Origin of the sequence: Nocardia sp. MH4 (genome assembly GCF_019266065.1) — a bacterium.
Classification (GTDB): Bacteria; Actinomycetota; Actinomycetes; order Mycobacteriales; family Mycobacteriaceae; genus Nocardia; species Nocardia canadensis.
Genome location: NZ_LPNR01000094.1, coordinates 28035 through 45675, shown reverse-complemented (window position 1 = coordinate 45675; position 17641 = coordinate 28035). Strand labels below are relative to the sequence as shown.

Here is a 17641-nt window from a genome sequence, read left to right as displayed (position 1 = left end):
TGGGTGTCTGATGCGGATCGCACGCGGCCGGGGGTGCGTACCGATGTACATCCATACCCTAGTGGTGGTGCTCGGTGGGACCGGCGCGAACCCTGGTTGTGAGTCTAGTGCCGACCCGGGCGTCGTCTCCCGGTGTGGGCGGCATCGATCGGCGCGCCGGACGGTGGCGTGTCCGCGGTGCCGTTCACCTGCATGTCGATGCCGGTTCACCACCGGGTGGGGCCGCCGCGAGGCCATCGACGGCGCAGTGACCGCGCCCACGGTGGCGGGGCCCTGGCGTGGAGCGGCACCGGCGTGGGTCTACCATCGTCTGTAGTAGTGGCCGCGCCGCAGCCGCGCGCTGCTCGTTCCAATGCCGGATGCGAAGCACAGCGTGCGAGGAGAAACAGTGCGGATCGATCCCCAGCCGGGTAGTAGCGGTGCGCACAATTCCTCGACGGCACTGGCCGATCGCCTCACCGGAGACGGTCTCGTCTCCAAGGTACTGCGCAAGCCGCTGGCCTACATCGCGCTCACCAAGCCGCGCGTCATCGAGCTGTTGCTGGTCGCCACCATCCCGACCATGCTGCTGGCCGATCGCGGCACCGTCGACATCCGGCTGATCCTGGTCACCCTGTTCGGTGGCTGGATGGGCGCGGCCAGCGCCAACACCCTCAACTGCGTCGCCGACGCCGACATCGACAAGGTGATGAAGCGGACCGCGCGGCGCCCGCTGGCCCGCGACGCGGTGCCGACCAGGCACGCGCTCGTCTTCGGTGTGGCCCTGGGCGCGATCTCGTTTGCGTGGCTGTGGTGGCAGGCCAACCTGCTCAGCGGCGTACTGGTCGTCGCGACGATCCTGTTCTACGTCTTCGTCTACACCAAGGGCCTCAAGCGCCGGACCTCGCAGAACGTGGTGTGGGGCGGCGCCGCGGGCTGCATGCCCGCGCTGGTCGGCTGGTCCGCGGTCACGGGCACCATCGGCTGGCCCGCGATCGTGCTGTTCGCCGTCATCTTCTTCTGGACGCCGCCGCACACCTGGGCGCTGGCGATGCGCTACAAGGAGGACTACCGCGCGGCGGGCGTGCCGATGCTGCCGGTGGTCGCGACCGAGCAGGTCGTCACCAAGCAGATCGTCATCTACACCTGGCTGACCGTGCTGGCCACGCTCGCCCTGGTCCCGGCGACCGGTGTCATCTACGCCGCCGTCGCGCTGGTCGCGGGCGCTTGGTTCCTGCTGATGGCGCACCAGCTCTACGCCGGGGTGCGCCGCGGCGAGTCGGTGAAGCCGCTGCGGCTGTTCCTGCAGTCGAACAACTATCTGGCCGTGGTGTTCTGTGGTCTGGCCGTGGACTCGGTGCTCGGCTGGGACACGGTGGGCTCGTTCATCGGGCTGTAGCTCTCTCGGACCAACGGCGGCCGGGCAGTGACTGCCCGGCCGCCGTCGTTGTCGGTCCACCTCGGGCTCACCAGCGGCGGGCGAGATGTCCGTCCGGGCGGATCAGCACCGACGTGCAGGGGGCGGATCTCGACCGTGCGCACGGGGCACGTGCCGAGGGAGGCGCTGTTCGCCGCGAGCCCGGACGGCGGCGGTGTGCCCGCGGCCTCGGTCGTCGGCGCGAAACGCAGCAGCGTGGCGTGCGGGCCGCGGAAGAGGTCGAAGAGCCGAATCTTCGTGCCCGTGGCGTCCGCGAGCGGTGCGTCCGGCGCGCGATCGCCTGCGACGAGCGGACCCCGGTCGGTGGGGGAGCGGTAGGAGATGCCGAGCTGGCGGGTCTCGGGGCCGCGGCGCGTCGCGTCCTCGTCGCCGTCGACCAGCTTGTCCAGCAGCTCGGTGCTCAGGCCGCGGACCCGGGCCGCGACGGTGCGGCGTTCCGGCTCGTAGGTGTCGAGCGGGGCCGGGTCGCCCGCCAGCGCCGCCGCCAGTTTCCAGCCGAGGTTGTCGGCGTCCTGGACCCCGGTATCGAGGCCTAGGCCGCCGGTCGGCGGGGACGTGGGCGGCGCCGCCCACGAGCAGGATCCGGCCGTCGCGCAACCGCGCGGCGAGGCGGATGTCGGTGCGCCACACCGTGACCCAGGACAGATCGGTCAGGGTCAGGCTCAGCGCGGGCGCGTTCCGGTCGGCCAGCTCCTGGGCCGTGTGCCTAGGGCAGCAGGACCAGCGAACCCGTGGTCTTGCGGGCGGCGAGATCCCGATGGGCCTGGGCCGCGTCCGCGAGGGGGTAGGTCGCGCCGATGCGGAAGGTCAGCGTGCCCGCCGCGATGGCGTCGAAGACATCCGTAGCGCGCCACAGCAATTCGGTGCGGGTACGGGTGTAAGCGCCCAGGGACGGACGGGTCAGCCACAGGGAACCGGCGGGATTGAGGCGCTGCGGGTCGAACGGCGGGACCGCGCCGCTGGCCGCGCCGAACAGGGCCAGCGTGCCCCGTACCCGCAGCGATGCGAGGCCGGCTTCGAACGTGCTCGCGCCGACGCCGTCGTAGACCGCGGCGACGCCCTCGCCGTCGGTGAGTTCGCGGACCCGCGCGGCCAGGTCGTCGCCGTAGCGCAGGACCTCGGCGGCACCCGCCTCGCGGGACAGCTTCTCCTTGTCGTCGGTGGAGACGGTGGTGATCACCCGCGCGCCCTTGGCGGCGGCCATCTGGGTGAGCAGCAGGCCGACCCCGCCCGCGCCCGCGTGGATCAGCACCGGGTCGCCCGGCTCGGGCCGGAACACCGATTCCACCAGGTAGTGGGCGGTCATGCCCTGCAGCAGCGCGGCGGCCGCCACGGTCGTGTCGACGCCGTCGGGTACCCGCACCGCCACCGCCGCGTCGACGGCGACCCGGTCCGCGTAGCTGCCCGGCGCCGCGGCCCAGGCGACCCGGTCGCCCACCGCGAACTCGGTGACCTCCGCGCCGACCGCCGCCACGACCCCGGTGCCCTCCGAGCCCGGGATATAGGGCGTGGCCTGCGGGTACTGGCCGGTGCGGAAGTAGATGTCGATGTAGTTGACGCCGACACCCCGGGTGTCGACCAGCAGCTGACCGGGCCCGATCTGCGGATCAGCCACCTCGACGTACCGCAGGACCTCGGGACCACCGTGCTCGGAAACCTGAATCGCGCGCATGAGTCTCCTTTGTACACCCCGTGTTCGACGCCACTCGGGGGTGGACTCGCGACTACCGGCCGGTAAACTCTCGGCCATGAGTGCTACCACCGCCGCCCCGGTCGCCGTGAAGGTGCCTGCCGAGGTCGAGAAGTCCGTGGCCGAGTTCGTCGCCGAGCACGGCGGTTCGGGCACGGCCGTGCTGCAGTACCTCGGCGAGCAGGGCGTGCGCATCACGCTGGTCGGCGCCGACGGCATCCTCGGTGACCGGGTGGTGGCCGACCTGGCGACCGCGAAGGCCCTCGTCGAGCGGGTCGACGGGCTCACCGCGACCGACGAGTGGAACCGCGAGCTGGTCTCCGTGGTGACGCCGACCGCGTCGCACTGGAAGAAGATGGCGGGCTGGGTCGCCCATCAGACCAAGTTCCCCAAGGCGCGCAACTGGAAGCTGTTCGCCGGCGCCTGAGCCCGGCACGAACGCACGACAGCCCGCGATCCTCGGATCGCGGGCTGTCGTCGTCGTGGGAGGTCAGTGCGCGGCGGCCGGGGACACCGCGGCGGGTGCGTCCACCGTCTCGCGGATTCGCAGCGCGGCCCACAGCGCGGCGGTGGCCGCGGTGCACGCGGCCGCGCCACCGACGTGGAGGGCGACCAGCGCGGCGGGAACGTCGGTGAAGTACTGGACGATGCCGACGAGGGACTGCGACAGCACCAGGCCGAGCAGCACGTACAGGCGGGTGCGGATCGCCGGGGTGATGCCGACGGCGAACAGGCCGAAGGCCAGGCCGATCAGCAGCGCCAGATAGCCGACGAGCAGCTGCGAGTGCAGGTGCACCAGCGTGACGATCTCGACTTCGAGCCGGGCGACCGGCCGCTCGATGCTCTTGTCACCCGCGTGCGGGCCCGCCGCGGTGACCAGGGTGCCCGCGATCAGCACGCCGGCGAGGGCGACGCCGCTCAGCGCGGTGAGCCAGCGCAGGGGAGTGGGGACCTGGACGGTGTCGATGCCGTCGTCGGGCTGGCCGATCTTGGCGTACAGCACCACCGCCAGCCACACCATCACCATCGAGGCCAGCAGGTGCACGGCCACGGTCCACCACAGCAGGCCGGTCCGCACGGTGATCCCGCCGATGATCGCCTGCACGACGGTGCCACCGGGCATCAGCCACGCGTAGACGAGAACCTCGCGCCGCCGCCGCGCCCTGACCACAGCGAGCACGATCAGCGCGGCGCACAGCGTCACCGCGAAGGTGAGCATCCGGTTGCCGAACTCGACGGTCTGGTGCAGGACCGGCACCTCCGACACCCCCACCGGGGTGAAGCTGCCGGGGAAGCACTGCGGCCAGGTCGGGCAGCCCAGGCCCGAGGCGGTGACGCGCACGACGGCGCCGGTCACCGAGATTCCGGCCTGACTGAGGATCACCGCGAGCGCGATGAGCCGCTGCACCCGCAGCGAGGGGAGCGGCAGCCGGTCGACGAGGCCAACGAAGGCGCGATACAGCACGTCACGATGGTACTGGCCGCGAAATCCCGACCGATACCAGGGCTACTACAGTGCGTCGTTGATCACTCAGCTGAACCGGAACAGGCGGGTCGCGAGCCAGCCGCACACCACGCCCCACACGGCGAGCACCGCGACTCCGAACCAGTCGACCACGCCCGTCAGCGCCGACTCCAGCGCGAACGCCAGCGCGCCGGAGGGCACCAACCGCACGAGCACCGTGAGCACATCGGGCAGCGAGTCGCCGACGAGCACCAGGCTGGCGACGCCGAGCATGATGAACCAGAGGATGTTGGCCAGCGCCAGCACGACCTCGGCCTTGAGCGTCCCGCCCAGCAGCAGGCCCATCGCGGCGAAGGTCGCGGTGCCGAGCGCGATCACCAGCGCGCCGAGCGCCAGGCCGCCGATGCCCGGTCGCCAGCCCAGGGCGACGCCGATCGCGCCGAGCAGGATCGCCTGCAACACCACGACGATCAGCACCGCCGCGCACTTGCCCGCGATCACGCCCCAGCGGGGCAGCGGGGTCGCGCCCAGCCGCTTGAGCGCGCCGTAGCGCCGGTCGAAGCCGACGGCGATGGCCTGGCCGGTGAACGCGGTCGACATCACCGCGGTCATCATGACCATCGGCACCACCTTGTCGACCCGGTGCTCGCCGAGCTCGCCGAACGGCAGCAGCGTGAGGCCGATCAGCAGCGTGATCGGGATGAACATGGTGAGCAGCAGCTGTTCGCCGTTGCGCAGCAGCAGCTTCAGTTCGAGGCCGGTCTGCGCGAGGAGCATCGCGCGCCGGGCGGCCGGGCGCGGGGCGGGGGCGAAGGTGCCGGGCCGGAATCGGCCGGTGGTCTCGGTCATCCGCGCAGGTCCCGTCCGGTCAGTTCGAGGAAGACGTCCTCGAGGCGGCGCTGATCGATGCGGATGTCGGTGGCGAGCACGTTCATCCTGGCGCACCAGGCGGTGACGGTCGCCAGCACCTGCGGGTTGATCTCGCCCTCGACCAGGTAGGTGCCGGGTGTCGTCTCCCGGGGCGAGAAGCCTTCCGGCAGAGCCGATTTCAGCAGGCCGATATCGAGTTTCGGTGGCGCGCAGAAGCGCAGCTGGCCGGCGGCGCCGTGCGCGGTGACCTCGGCGGGCGTGCCCTGGGCGACGATCTCGCCGTGGTCGATGATCACCAGCTGGTCGGCGAGCTGCTCGGCCTCGTCCATCATGTGCGTGGTCAGCACGACGCTCACGCCGTCGCGGCGCAGGGCGTCGATCAGCTCCCACACGATCAGGCGCGCCTGGGCGTCCAGACCGGCGGTCGGCTCGTCGAGGAACACGATCTCGGGCCTGCCGACCAGCGCGCAGGCCAACGCCAGCCGCTGCTGCTGGCCGCCGGACAGGCGGCGGTAGGGCGTGCGCCGGTTGTCCTGCAGGCCGAGGGTGGACAGCAGCCAGTCGGGGTCGATCGGGTCGGCGGAGTAGGCGGCGACCAGGTCGAGCATCTCGCCCGCCCGCGCGCCCGGATAGGCGCCGCCGCCCTGGAGCATGACGCCGATGCGCGGGCGCAGCTGCTCGGAATCGGCGAGGGGGTCCAAGCCGAGGACGCGGACCGTGCCCGCGTCGGGACGCACGAAGCCCTCGCACATCTCGACGGTGGTGGTCTTGCCCGCGCCGTTGGGACCGAGCAGCGCGAACACCTGGGCCTGTTCGACATCGAACCGCAGGCCGTCGACCGCGGTGGTCTCGCCGTAGCGCTTGACCACGCCGTCGACGCTAACAGCGGGTCCGGAGCGACTTGTCACGATGTCACACGGTAAGCCGTGCCCTCCTGTGACGGAGCCGACACCCCCGGCTGAGCCCGCCACGGCAGGGAGTGCCGGGTGAGCGCGAAGAACAACGCGAAGCAGACCGCGGCGGCCAGTGCGGCGCCGATGATCTGGAAGACCTGGAACTCCGCGCCGCGCGGCATCACCAGCATCGAGACGACCGCGGAGAACGCGACGGCGGGGACGCGGAACACCGGCTGGGTGGCCCAGGCGGCCAGCGGCACGATCGCCCACAGCAGGTACCAGGGCTGCACCACCGGGAACAGCAGCACGATCGCGCCGAGCGAGACGCCGAGCGCGCCGACCGGATGCAGGCGCCCGGTGCCGGTGGCGACGAGCATGCGCACCGTGATGTAGGCCGCGACCGCCGCCGCGATCGGACGGGTGATCGACAGCAGCGCGGTGGTGTGGTCACCGAGGCCGAGCAGCACGCCGCCGAAGCCGGTGATGATGCCGATGACGGTCGGCAGCGACATCCAGCTGCGCACCGCGCTGGCGGTGTTGAGGGTGAAGATCCAGCCGAAGCCCAGGCCGCTGACCGAACTCACGAACAGTGTTGTCACCCCGGCGATCACGCCGAGCAGCAGCGCGGCCTTGACGACGGCTTTGAGATCGCCGCCCCAGCGGCGGGCGAGTGCCATCCCGACGAAGCCGAGCGCGATGATCGAGGTGAACTTGATCGACGACGACAGCGTGATCACCACCGCGCCACCGATCAGCAGTCCGTAGGCGCGGGCGTCGAACGGCGCGAGTCCGGTCTCGGTCAGCCGGTCCGGTGTGCCGCCTTCCCCGTAGATCGCGCGCAGCATCAGCTCCACACCCGCCAGCATCAGACCGAGCATCAGCGCGTCGTTGTGCACGCCGCCGACCAGGTGGAACAGCACCAGCGGGTTGGCCGCGCCCAGCCACAACGCGCTCACCGGGGCGACACCGCAGCGCACCGACAGCCGCGGCAGCGCCCACACGATCAGGGCCACGCCCGCGAGCGCGAGCAGCCGGTGCACCCACACCCCGGCGATGATGTTGTCCCCGGTCAGTTCCGCGATGCCGCGGCCGATCCAGAGGAACAGTGGGCCGTAGGGCGCGGGGGTGTCGCGCCAGATGGTCGGCACATTGTTGGTCAGGACGTTGTCGATGCCGAGACCGGCGACCGGACCCTCCAGATACGGGTCGATGCCGCGCGCGGCGATCTCGCTCTGCGCCAGATAGGAATAGACGTCGTTGCTGAACATCGGCGGCGCCACGCTGAGCGGGATGATCCACAGCAGCAGCGTGCGGTCCAGCTGCGATCGGGTCAGCCGGTGCACCGGCGACCCGGCCAGGCCGCCGACCGCGAAGCGGCCGAGCAACAGCCACGCCCCGATCACCAGCACGGTGCCGAACATGCACATCGCCAGCGAACCGGTGTGCGCTCGCGCGAAGATGCCGAGCACCCGCATGCCGGAGACGGGGTTCTGGTGGACCGGCTGCGCGCCGATGCCCAGCGCCGCGATCGCCATGAGGACCGCGCCGGTGGCGCCCATCAGGCGGATGCGATCCAGCTGCGCGCGCTCGCGCCGATCGAGCCCGGGCACCTCGTTCTCGTCGCGGTGCAGCACCGCGACGGTGTGATCGGGCGTCGACACATCGAGCCCGAGAGCTCGCCTCCCGAACGCCAGTGTCTTGCGCGCCGCGCCCTCCAGTACCGCCACGGTGAGCGAGCCTAGTGTGACGCGCCGCGACCGGTGGCGCTCCGGTCGGGGCCGCGTCGGCGACCAGCGCGGATCGGGGCGGCTAGCGCGGCGCCGGCGCCTGGGTGCCGGGGGCCGACACCTGGATGGGCACGGCCGGGATGTCGCTGCGCACCGTCAGCGTGGCCGCCACGATGACGGCCACACACGCCACCGCCACCGCACCGAGCGACGCCCACCCGATCCGCCGCGCGGCCTCGGGCGAGCGCGCCGACAGCCATTCGGGCACGAACAGGATGCCCAGCGCGGCCAGCGTGCCCGCGGCCAGTCCGCCGAGGTGACCCCACAGCGAGATGCCGGGCAGTGAGAAGCTGATCAGCACGTTGACACCGATCACGACCAGCATCGGCGTCGGGCTCTGGCGCAGCCGGATCAGCGTCACGGTGACCGCGCCGAACAGGCCGTACACCGCACCCGAGGCGCCCGCGGTCGCGACGACCGTGTCGGACAGGGCCATCACCGCGGCGGAACCGCCGAGCAGGGAGATCAGGTAGACACAGCCGAACCGCACCCGGCCGAGCACCCGCTCGAGGTCACGGCCGACGACATAGAGCGCGAACATGTTGACCAGCAGGTGGATCGCGCCGTAGTGCAGGAAGCCCGAGCCGAGCAGACGCCACCATTCGCCGTCGGCCACCAGCAGCGGGACCAGCACGAACTCCCGGAACAGCGCCGAGCCGCGATAGTTGTCCATCGGGCTGCCCGCCTGGGCGGCGGTCACGAGGTAGACGAGGACGTTGACCGCGATCAGCCCGTAGGTGACATACGGGACCGCGGCGGCCCCGGCCGGGCCGCCGCCGACGGTGCGCACCTGGCGCACGTCGCGTTGTCCCTGGCGTACGCAGTCCACGCAGTGCTGACCGACGGCGGCGGGCTGCAGGCACTCGGGGCAGGCGGGCCTGCCGCACCGGGTGCACGCGAGGCCGGTGGGGCGGTCGGGATGGCGGACACACGTCGGTGCGGGCGGGTTGGACACCTCGTCATCGTGCCACGGCCCCGGCGCCCTGTCGGGCCGACCGCGGCGCGACAGGGCGCCGGGGCGCGACACCGGTATTGCGTAATTCGGCGGGCATCGGAACGGTCGTCGGTCGTGTGCGATGGGTCACCCCGGTGGCGCGGTCCGGCGCGTGCGCGTGGTCCGCACCAGCGGTTTTACCCGGCGGTTGCGGTGTCGGACGATCTTCATCGCAGGTCAGGGCACCCTTTGTCAGGTGACCCTTATTAGATTTAGGGAAGCAATTCCGCCACACTGGTGTTGTGAAAACCGTGGGTTTGCGGACAGACGTGGACGGGACCGGTCGTAAGACGACCGGCGCCCGGTCGTCCGCCGGTCCAGCGGCGACCGCGCAGGAAGGGCACACCAGGGCGGCCATCGTCCAGTTGCTGCTCGAAGACGGCCCGATCACCGCGACCGCGATCGGCGCCGCGCTCGGGCTCGCGCCCGCGGGCGTGCGCAGGCATCTCGACGCGCTCATCGACGCCGGACAGGCACGGGCGAGCCGGTCGGCGCCGTGGCAGCAGAAGGGCCGCGGCCGCCCGGCCAAGCAGTACCAGCTGACCGCGGCGGGCCGGGGCAATCTCGGCCACGCCTACGACGATCTGGCCGGCGCGGCGATCCGCCAGCTCGGTGAGATCGGCGGCGAGGCGGCCATCGCCGAGTTCGCGCGCAAGCGGGTCCGCACCATCGTCGACGGCATCGAGCCGGCCGCCGAGCACACGGCCCCCGTCATCGAGGCCAAGGTCGAGGAGATCGCGGAAGCGTTCGCCGAGGCCGGCTTCGCCGCCACCACCCGCCAGGTCGGCGCCGGTGTGCAGATCTGCCAGCACCACTGCCCCGTGGCCCACGTGGCCGAGGAGTTCCCGCAGTTGTGCGACGCCGAACTGGACGCTTTCCGGGACCTGCTCGGCACCCACGTCCAGCGACTTGCGACCATCGCCAACGGCGATTGCGCCTGCACCACCCACGTACCGCTGGTCGCGCTCCCGAAAACAGCTTCCACCCCATCCGCCGCACAGCCCGCGGCGGGACGAACGAACGACTCCGGAAGGAGTGCCGAATGACGACGACCACCGACCAGGTGCAACCGCTGACCCAGGACGAGACCATCGCCTCGCTGGGCAACTACGGTTACGGCTGGGCCGATTCGGATGTGGCCGGTGCCAGCGCGCAACGCGGCCTGTCGGAGGCTGTCGTTCGCGACATCTCGGCCAAGAAGAGCGAGCCGGAGTGGATGCTCGACATCCGCCTCAAGGCCCTGCGCATCTTCGATCGCAAGCCCATGCCGAACTGGGGTTCCAACCTCGACGGCATCGACTTCGACAACATCAAGTACTTCGTGCGCTCGTCGGAGAAGCAGGCCGAGAGCTGGGAAGACCTGCCCGAGGACATCAAGAACACCTACGACAAGCTGGGCATCCCCGAGGCGGAGAAGCAGCGGCTGGTCTCCGGTGTCGCGGCGCAGTACGAGTCCGAGGTCGTCTACCACTCCATCCGCGAGGACCTGGAGAAGCAGGGCGTCATCTTCCTCGACACCGACACCGCGCTCAAGGAGCACCCGGAGATCTTCCAGGAGTACTTCGGCTCGGTGATCCCCGCCGGTGACAACAAGTTCTCCGCGCTCAACACCGCCGTCTGGTCGGGTGGCTCGTTCATCTACGTGCCGCCGGGCGTGCACGTCGACATCCCGCTGCAGGCCTACTTCCGGATCAACACCGAGAACATGGGCCAGTTCGAGCGGACGCTGATCATCGTCGACGAGGACGCCTACGTCCACTACGTCGAGGGTTGTACAGCCCCGATCTACAAGTCCGACTCGCTGCACTCCGCGGTCGTCGAGATCATCGTGAAGAAGGGCGGCCGCTGCCGCTACACGACCATCCAGAACTGGTCGAACAACGTCTACAACCTGGTCACCAAGCGGGCCAAGGCCGAGGCGGGCGCCACCATGGAGTGGGTCGACGGCAACATCGGCTCCAAGGTCACCATGAAGTACCCGGCGGTCTGGATGACCGGCGAGCACGCCCACGGCGAGGTGCTCTCGGTCGCGTTCGCCGGCGTCGGCCAGCACCAGGACACCGGTGCCAAGATGCTGCACCTGGCCCCGCACACCTCCTCGACCATCGTGTCGAAGTCGGTGGCGCGTGGCGGCGGTCGCGCGTCGTACCGCGGTCTGGTCCAGATCAACAAGGGCGCCCACGGCTCGAAGTCGACCGTGAAGTGTGACGCGTTGCTGGTCGACACGATCAGCCGCTCCGACACCTACCCCTACGTCGACATCCGCGAGGACGACGTGACCATGGGCCACGAGGCGACCGTCTCCAAGGTCTCCGAGGATCAGCTGTTCTACCTGATGAGCCGCGGTCTGACCGAGGACGAGGCGATGGCGATGGTGGTGCGCGGCTTCGTCGAGCCCATCGCCAAGGAACTGCCGATGGAATACGCGTTGGAACTGAACCGGCTCATCGAGCTGCAGATGGAAGGGGCCGTTGGCTGATGTCGTCGCTCGAGACGCCGATTCAGAATCCGGGCGCCGGTGCCGCGGTCAACAAGGGCGAGGTCTTCACCTCGTTCGACGTCGACCAGTTCGAGGTGCCGTCGGGCCGTGACGAGGCGTGGCGGTTCACCCCGCTGCGCCGGCTGCGCGGCCTGCACGACGGCACCGCGGTGCGCGACGGTCGGGCCACCGTCGAGGTGAGCGAGGTCGCCGGTGTCACCGTGGAGACGGTGGACCGCACCGACGTCCGCCTCGGCCAGGCCGGTACCCCCGCCGATCGCGTCGCCGCCCAGGCCTACTCGGGCTTCGAGTCGGCGACCGTGATCACCGTCGGCCAGGAGACCGAGGTCTCCGACCCGATCACCGTGACCGTCACCGGTCCCGGCGAGGGCAAGACCGCCTACGGCCACCTGCAGGTGCGCCTGGACAACTTCGCCGTCGCCACGGTGGTCCTCGACCAGCGCGGCAGCGGAACCTACGCCGAGAACGTCGAATTCGTGCTGGGCGACAGCGCCAAGCTGACCGTCGTCGCTGTCCAGGAGTGGGCCGAGGACGCCGTGCACGCCACCGCCCATCATCTGAAGCTGGGCCGCGACGCCACCGTGCGCCACTTCGCCGCCACCCTCGGTGGCGACCTGGTGCGTCTCACCGGCACCGTGCGCTACGCCGGTCCCGGCGGCGAGGCCGAGCTGTTCGGCCTGTACTTCGCCGACGCGGGCCAGCATTTCGAGCAGCGCCTGCTGGTCGACCACGCCGAGCCCAACTGCAAGTCCAACGTGCTGTACAAGGGTGCGCTGCAGGGCGATCCGAAGTCCCCCAAGGGCGATGCCCGCACCGTGTGGGTCGGCGACGTGCTCATCCGCGCGGCCGCCGAGGGCACCGACACCTACGAGGCCAACCGCAACCTGGTGCTCACCGACGGCGCGCGCGCCGACTCGGTGCCGAACCTGGAGATCGAGACCGGCGAGATCGCCGGTGCCGGACACGCCAGTGCCACCGGCCGTTTCGACGACGAGCAGCTGTTCTACCTGCGCTCGCGCGGCATTCCCGAAGACGTCGCCCGCCGTCTGGTGGTGCGTGGCTTCTTCCACGAGATCATCCAGAAGATCACGGTCCCCGAGGTCCGGGAGCGGCTGGAGGCGGCCATCGAGGCCGAGCTCGCCACTGTCGGCATCTGACACCCCTCATACTCCCCACGAAGGAATTCGAATTCGATGACCACCTTGGAAATCAAGGACCTGCACGCCGAGATCACCACCCCCGAGGGTGAGTCCAAGCAGATCCTCAACGGCGTGAACCTGACCGTGAAGTCCGGCGAGACGCACGCCATCATGGGCCCCAACGGCTCGGGCAAGTCGACGCTGTCCTATGTGATCGCCGGTCACCCGAAATACACCGTCACCCAGGGCACCATCACCCTCGACGGTGAGGACGTGCTGGAGATGTCGGTCGACGAGCGCGCTCGCGCCGGCCTGTTCCTGGCCATGCAGTACCCGGTCGAGGTCCCCGGTGTCTCGATGTCGAACTTCCTGCGCACCGCCGCGACCGCGGTCCGTGGCGAGGCCCCCAAGCTGCGCACCTGGGTCAAGGAGGTGAAGGAGTCGATGAAGGAGCTCGAGATCGACTCGGCCTTCGCCGACCGCAGCGTGAACGAGGGCTTCTCCGGTGGCGAGAAGAAGCGCCACGAGGTCCTGCAGCTGGGCCTGCTCAAGCCGAAGATCGCGATCCTCGACGAGACCGACTCCGGCCTCGACGTCGACGCGCTGCGCATCGTCTCCGAGGGCGTCAACCGCTACAAGGAGCGCGAGAACGGCGGCGTGCTGCTGATCACGCACTACACCCGCATCCTGCGCTACATCAAGCCCGACTTCGTGCACGTGTTCGTCAACGGCAAGATCGTCGCCGAGGGTGGCTCCGAGCTGGCCGAGGAACTCGACGCGAACGGCTACGTGCGCTTCGCCTCCGCCACCGCTGGAGCCTGACGACGATGACCGCTGTGTCTCTCTCGGGTCCCGCCCTCGACGTCGCCCGGATCCGGGCCGACTTCCCGATCCTGAACCGCACGGTCCGGGACGGGAAACCGTTGGTGTACCTGGATTCCGGGGCGACCTCGCAGCGTCCGCTGCAGGTGCTGGACGCCGAGCGTGACTTCCTGCTCACCCGTAACTCGGCCGTGCACCGCGGTGCGCACCAGCTGGCGGAGGAGGCGACCGACTCCTACGAGGACGCCCGCGTCGCCATCGCCCGCTTCGTCGGTGCCGACGCCGGGGAGATCGTGTTCACCAAGAACGCGACCGAGTCGCTGAACCTGGTGGCCAACGCTTTCGGTGACGACCGATTCCCCTACAAGGTGGGCCCGGGCGACGAGATCGTCATCACCGAGCTCGAGCATCACGCGAATCTCGTGCCGTGGCAGGAACTCGCGCGCCGCACCGGCGCCACGCTCCGGTGGTACGGCATCACCGACGACGGCCGCATCGACCTGGATTCGCTCGAACTGTCGCCCGCGACCAAGGTGCTCGCGTTCACTCACCAGTCGAACGTGACCGGTGCGGTCGCGCCGGTGGCCGAGCTGGTCCGCCGGGCCAAGGATGTCGGCGCGCTGGTCGTGCTCGACGCCTGCCAGTCGGTGCCGCACATGGCGGTGAACTTCCGGGAGCTCGGCGTGGACTTCGCCGCGTTCTCCGGCCACAAGATGCTCGGCCCGATGGGTGTGGGCGGACTGTACGGCCGTCGGGCGCTGCTCGAGGAGACTCCGCCCTACATCACCGGCGGGTCGATGATCGAGACCGTCACGATGGAGCGGACCACCTACGCGCCGCCGCCGCAGCGCTTCGAGGCGGGCACGCCGATGACCTCGCAGGTCGTCGGGCTGGCCGCCGCGGTCCGCTACCTGGAAGACCTCGGCATGGACGCGATCGCCGCCCACGAGCACGCGCTGACCGGCGCCGCGCTCGACGGGCTCGGCGCGATCGAGGGCGTGCGGATCATCGGGCCGACCGAGAACGTGGACCGCGGCGGCGCGGTGTCGTTCGTGGTCGACGGTATCCACGCCCACGACGTGGGTCAGATCCTCGACGACCAGGGTGTCGCGATCCGGGTCGGGCACCACTGTGCCTGGCCGCTGCACCGCAAGTTCGGCGTCGCGGCGACCGCGCGCGCGTCGTTCGCCGTGTACAACACCCTCGACGAGGTGGACGCGCTGGTGCGGGCCGTGCGGAAGGCCCAGAGCTTCTTCGGCGTGAGCGCAAGCGAGGGCCGATGATCAGACACTGTGGAGTTGCATAAGTCATGCGCATGGAGCAGATGTACCAGGAAGTGATCCTGGACCATTACAAACATCCCCACCACCGCGGGCTGCGGGAACCGTTCGGTGCCGAAGTGCACCACGTGAACCCGACCTGCGGTGACGAGGTGACCCTGCGCGTGCACATCGACGACGCGGGCGAGGTCGCCGACGTCTCCTACGACGGGCAGGGCTGCTCGATCAGCCAGGCCGCCACCTCGATCCTCACCGATCAGGTGATCGGGCTGCCGGTGCAGCAGGCGCTGAAGGTGGTCGACTCCTACAGCGAGATGATCTCCAGCCGCGGCACCGTCGACGGTGACGAGGACGTGATCGGCGACGGTATCGCCCTGGCCGGCGTCGCCAAGTACCCCGCGCGCGTGAAGTGCGCGCTGCTGGGGTGGATGGCGTTCAAGGACGCCGTCGTGCGGATCGTCTCGGCCGAAGAAGTGAAGCCTGCCATGGGAAATGGGGAAGCGTGATGAGTGAGACACCGGCTGTCGAAGCCACCGAGGCCGCCGCTCCCGAGGTGGAGCTGACGCCCGAACAGGCCGAGCACCTCGAGAATCTCGAGGAGGCCATGCGCGATGTCGTCGACCCCGAGCTCGGCATCAATGTCGTCGACCTCGGCCTGGTCTACGGCATGTCCGTCGACGACGACAATGTCGCCACCCTCGACATGACGCTGACCTCGGCGGCCTGTCCGCTGACCGACGTCATCGAGGACCAGTCCCGCAACGCCCTGGTGCGCAGCGGCCTGGTCGAGGACCTGAAGATCAACTGGGTCTGGATGCCCCCGTGGGGCCCGGACAAGATCACCGAGGACGGCCGCGAACAGCTGCGCGCTCTCGGCTTCACGGTCTAGCGAACATCGCGAAAAGGTCCGGATTCCTTGGGAATCCGGACCTTTTTCGGTCTCTGCGCCACCGTCGAAATCGCCGCTGTGGGCCGATATGTGGTTGCGGTCGAGGGCGGGGCGAGCATTATGGAGGAATGGCCGAGTCGAGCAGGAGCATTGTCGCCGAACGCGGTCGACACGCGCTCGTCGGCGGCGTCGCCGCGGTAGTTCTCGCGCCGGTGGCGGCCGCGACGACCGCTGCTGTCTATCGATTCCCCGTGCCGCTCGTCGGCTATACCCGTGGAATCGGTGGCGCCCTGACCGCGGCGGTCGGCAGCCTCTTCTACCTGGTACTCGGCGGCGCTGTGGTGCTCGCGGCGGCGGGCGCGCTGGGTGCGCTGCTGATGACATGGGGGAATCCGGCGCCGACCCGGCGGACATATCTGCGAGCGGGCGCGGCCGGCGTGTGCGCGGCGTTTCTGGGTGCGCTCGGACTGGCGCTGCTGGAATTCGTCGTCGGGCCCTGGTGAGTTCGCGCGGTGATGTCTTCGTTTGTCGCGCTGTGATTTTGCTCAATGGTATTGGATGTACGCCGGTGTTCGGCGATGATCTGGGGGCTCCGGATTTCCGGGGCAGTTTCCAGAGGAGAATTGTTCGATGAGTTTCTTGGGTAAGGCCGGTCTCGCCGTGGCGGCGCTCGGCCTTGCGGCGGGTTCGGTCTTCGGCGCCGGTGCGGCGAACGCGGAGACCCTGCACGCGGCGATCTCGTTCAGCGACGCGGAGTGGGCCTTCGCCTACAGCGTGAACAAGCCGAGCGCCGAGGCCGCCGCCGACGAAGCGCTCGCCGCTTGCGATTTCGCCGACTGCCACATCTGGGCCTCCTGGGCCAACGGTTGCGGTGTCATCGTCGAGGGCGACGGCGGCGCGATCGGGGTCGGCACGGGTGCCACCAGCCGTGAGGCGGAGACCGCGGCCTACGCCACCCTGGGCGAGCTGGAACCGCGGGCGCTGCTGGCGAACACGGGTTCGGCCGCGCTGAGCGGGGCTCACGTCGTCAAGACGATCTGCACGGCCAACGCGCGCTGATCACCGCATCACCGAAGGGCCCGGATCCGCAGGGATCCGGGCCCTTCGCGGTGGGTGGGCTTAGACCGGCTCCGGCTCCGGCTCGGTGAGCGAGGCGATCCAGGCGCCGATCATGTCGGCGGTGTGGTCGATGACGACCTCGCGATCGAGGCCGTCGTCCTCCATCTCGACCGAGCGCAGCGCGGTGGCGAAACCGGCGTTGAGGACGACGAAGGCCATCGTGTCGACATCGATGTCCTTGGTCGGGCCGAGCAGGTGGATCAGGTAGAGCTTCATGATCATCCGCAGCCGGGGCTCGAATTCCGGGATGCCGCTGCCGTAGAAGTGCAGATCGGCCACCAAGGCCCGCACCAGGGGGCCGTTGGCGACAAGGATCTCGACGGCGATCCGGATGACCTCGGCGACGGCGTCGCGCGGCGGCTTGTCGGCGGAGACGGTGAGCAACCGCGCGTAACGGTCCTCGACCTGCAGGAACAGGCTGTCGGTGAGCTCCTTGACGATCTCGTCGCGGTCGGTGAAGTACCGGTACAGGGTGCCGATGCTCATGCCCGCCTCGGCGGCGATCCGGTTGGTCGAGGTGTTGCCGATACCGCGGGTGCCGAAAAGATGAGCGGACACGGTGAGTATGCGGGTGCGGGTTTCCTTCGCCCGATCCTGCTTGGGGCGTTTGCGCTGCTTATCGGCGTGCGGTGGCATTCGGCGACCTCGGTCGAAAGAGGAGTAGAAGGTGAGCAGTTGCTCATCCTAGAGTCATGATCACGGAGAAACCGGAGTGTAGGCCATCACAGGGGCCGGGCACTACGGCAGCTGAACCACCGCCGGCCCCGCCGACG

General features: G+C 69.8%; 19 protein-coding genes. 11 read left to right on the top strand and 8 right to left on the bottom strand.

All coding sequences use genetic code 11. The features are described from left to right. Positions 1–388 precede the first annotated feature (388 nt). Entirely contained in the window at positions 389–1378 is a 990-nt protein-coding gene (locus ATM97_RS12925) for a heme o synthase (RefSeq protein ID WP_218718243.1), read from the top strand. Here the strand turns inward: ATM97_RS12925 and ATM97_RS35000 are convergent. Both ATM97_RS35000 and ATM97_RS12915 read right to left on the bottom strand, forming a co-directional pair. Further along, on the bottom strand, positions 1297–2064 hold the full coding sequence (locus ATM97_RS35000) for an FAD-dependent monooxygenase (protein ID WP_374104854.1): 768 nt from the start codon (positions 2062–2064) through the stop codon (positions 1297–1299). The genes ATM97_RS12925 and ATM97_RS35000 overlap by 82 nt on opposite strands. A 59-nt stretch (positions 2065–2123) precedes the next feature. After that, positions 2124–3089, bottom strand: a complete 966-nt coding sequence (locus ATM97_RS12915; protein ID WP_218718242.1) for a quinone oxidoreductase — start codon at positions 3087–3089, stop codon at positions 2124–2126. A 76-nt stretch (positions 3090–3165) separates the two neighbouring features. Between ATM97_RS12915 and ATM97_RS12910 the strand changes: the two genes are divergently transcribed. Next, positions 3166–3534, top strand: a complete 369-nt coding sequence (locus ATM97_RS12910) for a hypothetical protein (protein ID WP_218718241.1) — start codon at positions 3166–3168, stop codon at positions 3532–3534. Between the two features lie 63 nt (positions 3535–3597). Here the strand turns inward: ATM97_RS12910 and ATM97_RS12905 are convergent, their stop codons facing one another. From ATM97_RS12905 to ATM97_RS12885, 5 genes are all read right to left on the bottom strand, one after another. Further along, on the bottom strand, positions 3598–4572 hold the full coding sequence (locus ATM97_RS12905; protein ID WP_218718240.1) for a heme A synthase: 975 nt from the start codon (positions 4570–4572) through the stop codon (positions 3598–3600). A 66-nt stretch (positions 4573–4638) separates the two neighbouring features. Beyond that, a complete protein-coding gene (locus ATM97_RS12900) occupies positions 4639–5421 on the bottom strand; it encodes an ABC transporter permease (RefSeq protein WP_218718239.1) in 783 nt (260 codons plus the stop codon). Beyond that, positions 5418–6350 carry an ABC transporter ATP-binding protein gene (locus ATM97_RS12895; RefSeq protein WP_218718238.1) on the bottom strand — a complete coding sequence of 311 codons (933 nt, stop codon included), beginning with the start codon at positions 6348–6350 and terminating at the stop codon, positions 5418–5420. Before ATM97_RS12895 ends, ATM97_RS12900 begins: the two co-directional genes overlap by 4 nt. Beyond that, the gene (mptB, locus tag ATM97_RS12890; protein ID WP_218718237.1) at positions 6347–8065 is read right to left on the bottom strand and encodes a polyprenol phosphomannose-dependent alpha 1,6 mannosyltransferase MptB; all 1719 of its coding nucleotides are present in this window, start codon (positions 8063–8065) and stop codon (positions 6347–6349) included. The genes ATM97_RS12895 and mptB overlap by 4 nt, the downstream gene beginning before the upstream one ends. An 82-nt stretch (positions 8066–8147) precedes the next feature. Further along, positions 8148–9080, bottom strand: a complete 933-nt coding sequence (locus tag ATM97_RS12885; protein WP_218718236.1) for a rhomboid family intramembrane serine protease — start codon at positions 9078–9080, stop codon at positions 8148–8150. A 290-nt stretch (positions 9081–9370) separates the two neighbouring features. Here ATM97_RS12885 and ATM97_RS12880 point away from each other — a divergent pair, with 290 nt between their 5' ends. The 9 genes from ATM97_RS12880 to ATM97_RS12840 all read left to right on the top strand — a co-directional run bounded on the left by ATM97_RS12880 (position 9371) and on the right by ATM97_RS12840 (position 16808). After that, positions 9371–10165, top strand: a complete 795-nt coding sequence (locus ATM97_RS12880) for a transcriptional regulator (RefSeq protein WP_308248463.1) — start codon at positions 9371–9373, stop codon at positions 10163–10165. After that, on the top strand, positions 10162–11598 hold the full coding sequence (gene sufB, locus ATM97_RS12875; RefSeq protein WP_218718234.1) for a Fe-S cluster assembly protein SufB: 1437 nt from the start codon (positions 10162–10164) through the stop codon (positions 11596–11598). Before ATM97_RS12880 ends, sufB begins: the two co-directional genes overlap by 4 nt. Next, positions 11598–12776 (top strand): Fe-S cluster assembly protein SufD, encoded by a 1179-nt coding sequence (sufD, locus tag ATM97_RS12870; protein WP_218718233.1) that lies wholly within the window; start codon positions 11598–11600, stop codon positions 12774–12776. Before sufB ends, sufD begins: the two co-directional genes overlap by 1 nt. A gap of 36 nt (positions 12777–12812) precedes the next feature. Beyond that, positions 12813–13580 (top strand): Fe-S cluster assembly ATPase SufC, encoded by a 768-nt coding sequence (gene sufC / locus ATM97_RS12865; protein WP_218718232.1) that lies wholly within the window; start codon positions 12813–12815, stop codon positions 13578–13580. A gap of 5 nt (positions 13581–13585) precedes the next feature. Next, positions 13586–14863 (top strand): cysteine desulfurase, encoded by a 1278-nt coding sequence (locus ATM97_RS12860; protein ID WP_218718231.1) that lies wholly within the window; start codon positions 13586–13588, stop codon positions 14861–14863. Positions 14864–14889: 26 nt separating this feature from the next. Continuing rightward, on the top strand, positions 14890–15366 hold the full coding sequence (sufU, locus tag ATM97_RS12855) for a Fe-S cluster assembly sulfur transfer protein SufU (RefSeq protein WP_218718230.1): 477 nt from the start codon (positions 14890–14892) through the stop codon (positions 15364–15366). After that, positions 15366–15749 carry a metal-sulfur cluster assembly factor gene (locus tag ATM97_RS12850; RefSeq protein ID WP_218718229.1) on the top strand — a complete coding sequence of 128 codons (384 nt, stop codon included), beginning with the start codon at positions 15366–15368 and terminating at the stop codon, positions 15747–15749. The genes sufU and ATM97_RS12850 overlap by 1 nt, the downstream gene beginning before the upstream one ends. 128 nt (positions 15750–15877) lie before the next feature. Further along, complete coding sequence (locus ATM97_RS12845; protein ID WP_218718228.1) at positions 15878–16252, top strand: hypothetical protein; 375 nt, start codon at positions 15878–15880, stop codon at positions 16250–16252. Between the two features lie 127 nt (positions 16253–16379). After that, positions 16380–16808: a DUF4189 domain-containing protein gene (locus ATM97_RS12840; protein ID WP_218718227.1), complete on the top strand. Its 429-nt coding sequence runs from the start codon at positions 16380–16382 to the stop codon at positions 16806–16808. 60 nt (positions 16809–16868) lie between these two features. Here ATM97_RS12840 and ATM97_RS12835 read toward each other — a convergent pair whose 3' ends face one another. Then, positions 16869–17504 (bottom strand): TetR/AcrR family transcriptional regulator, encoded by a 636-nt coding sequence (locus tag ATM97_RS12835; protein WP_218718226.1) that lies wholly within the window; start codon positions 17502–17504, stop codon positions 16869–16871. Positions 17505–17641: the final 137 nt, after the last annotated feature.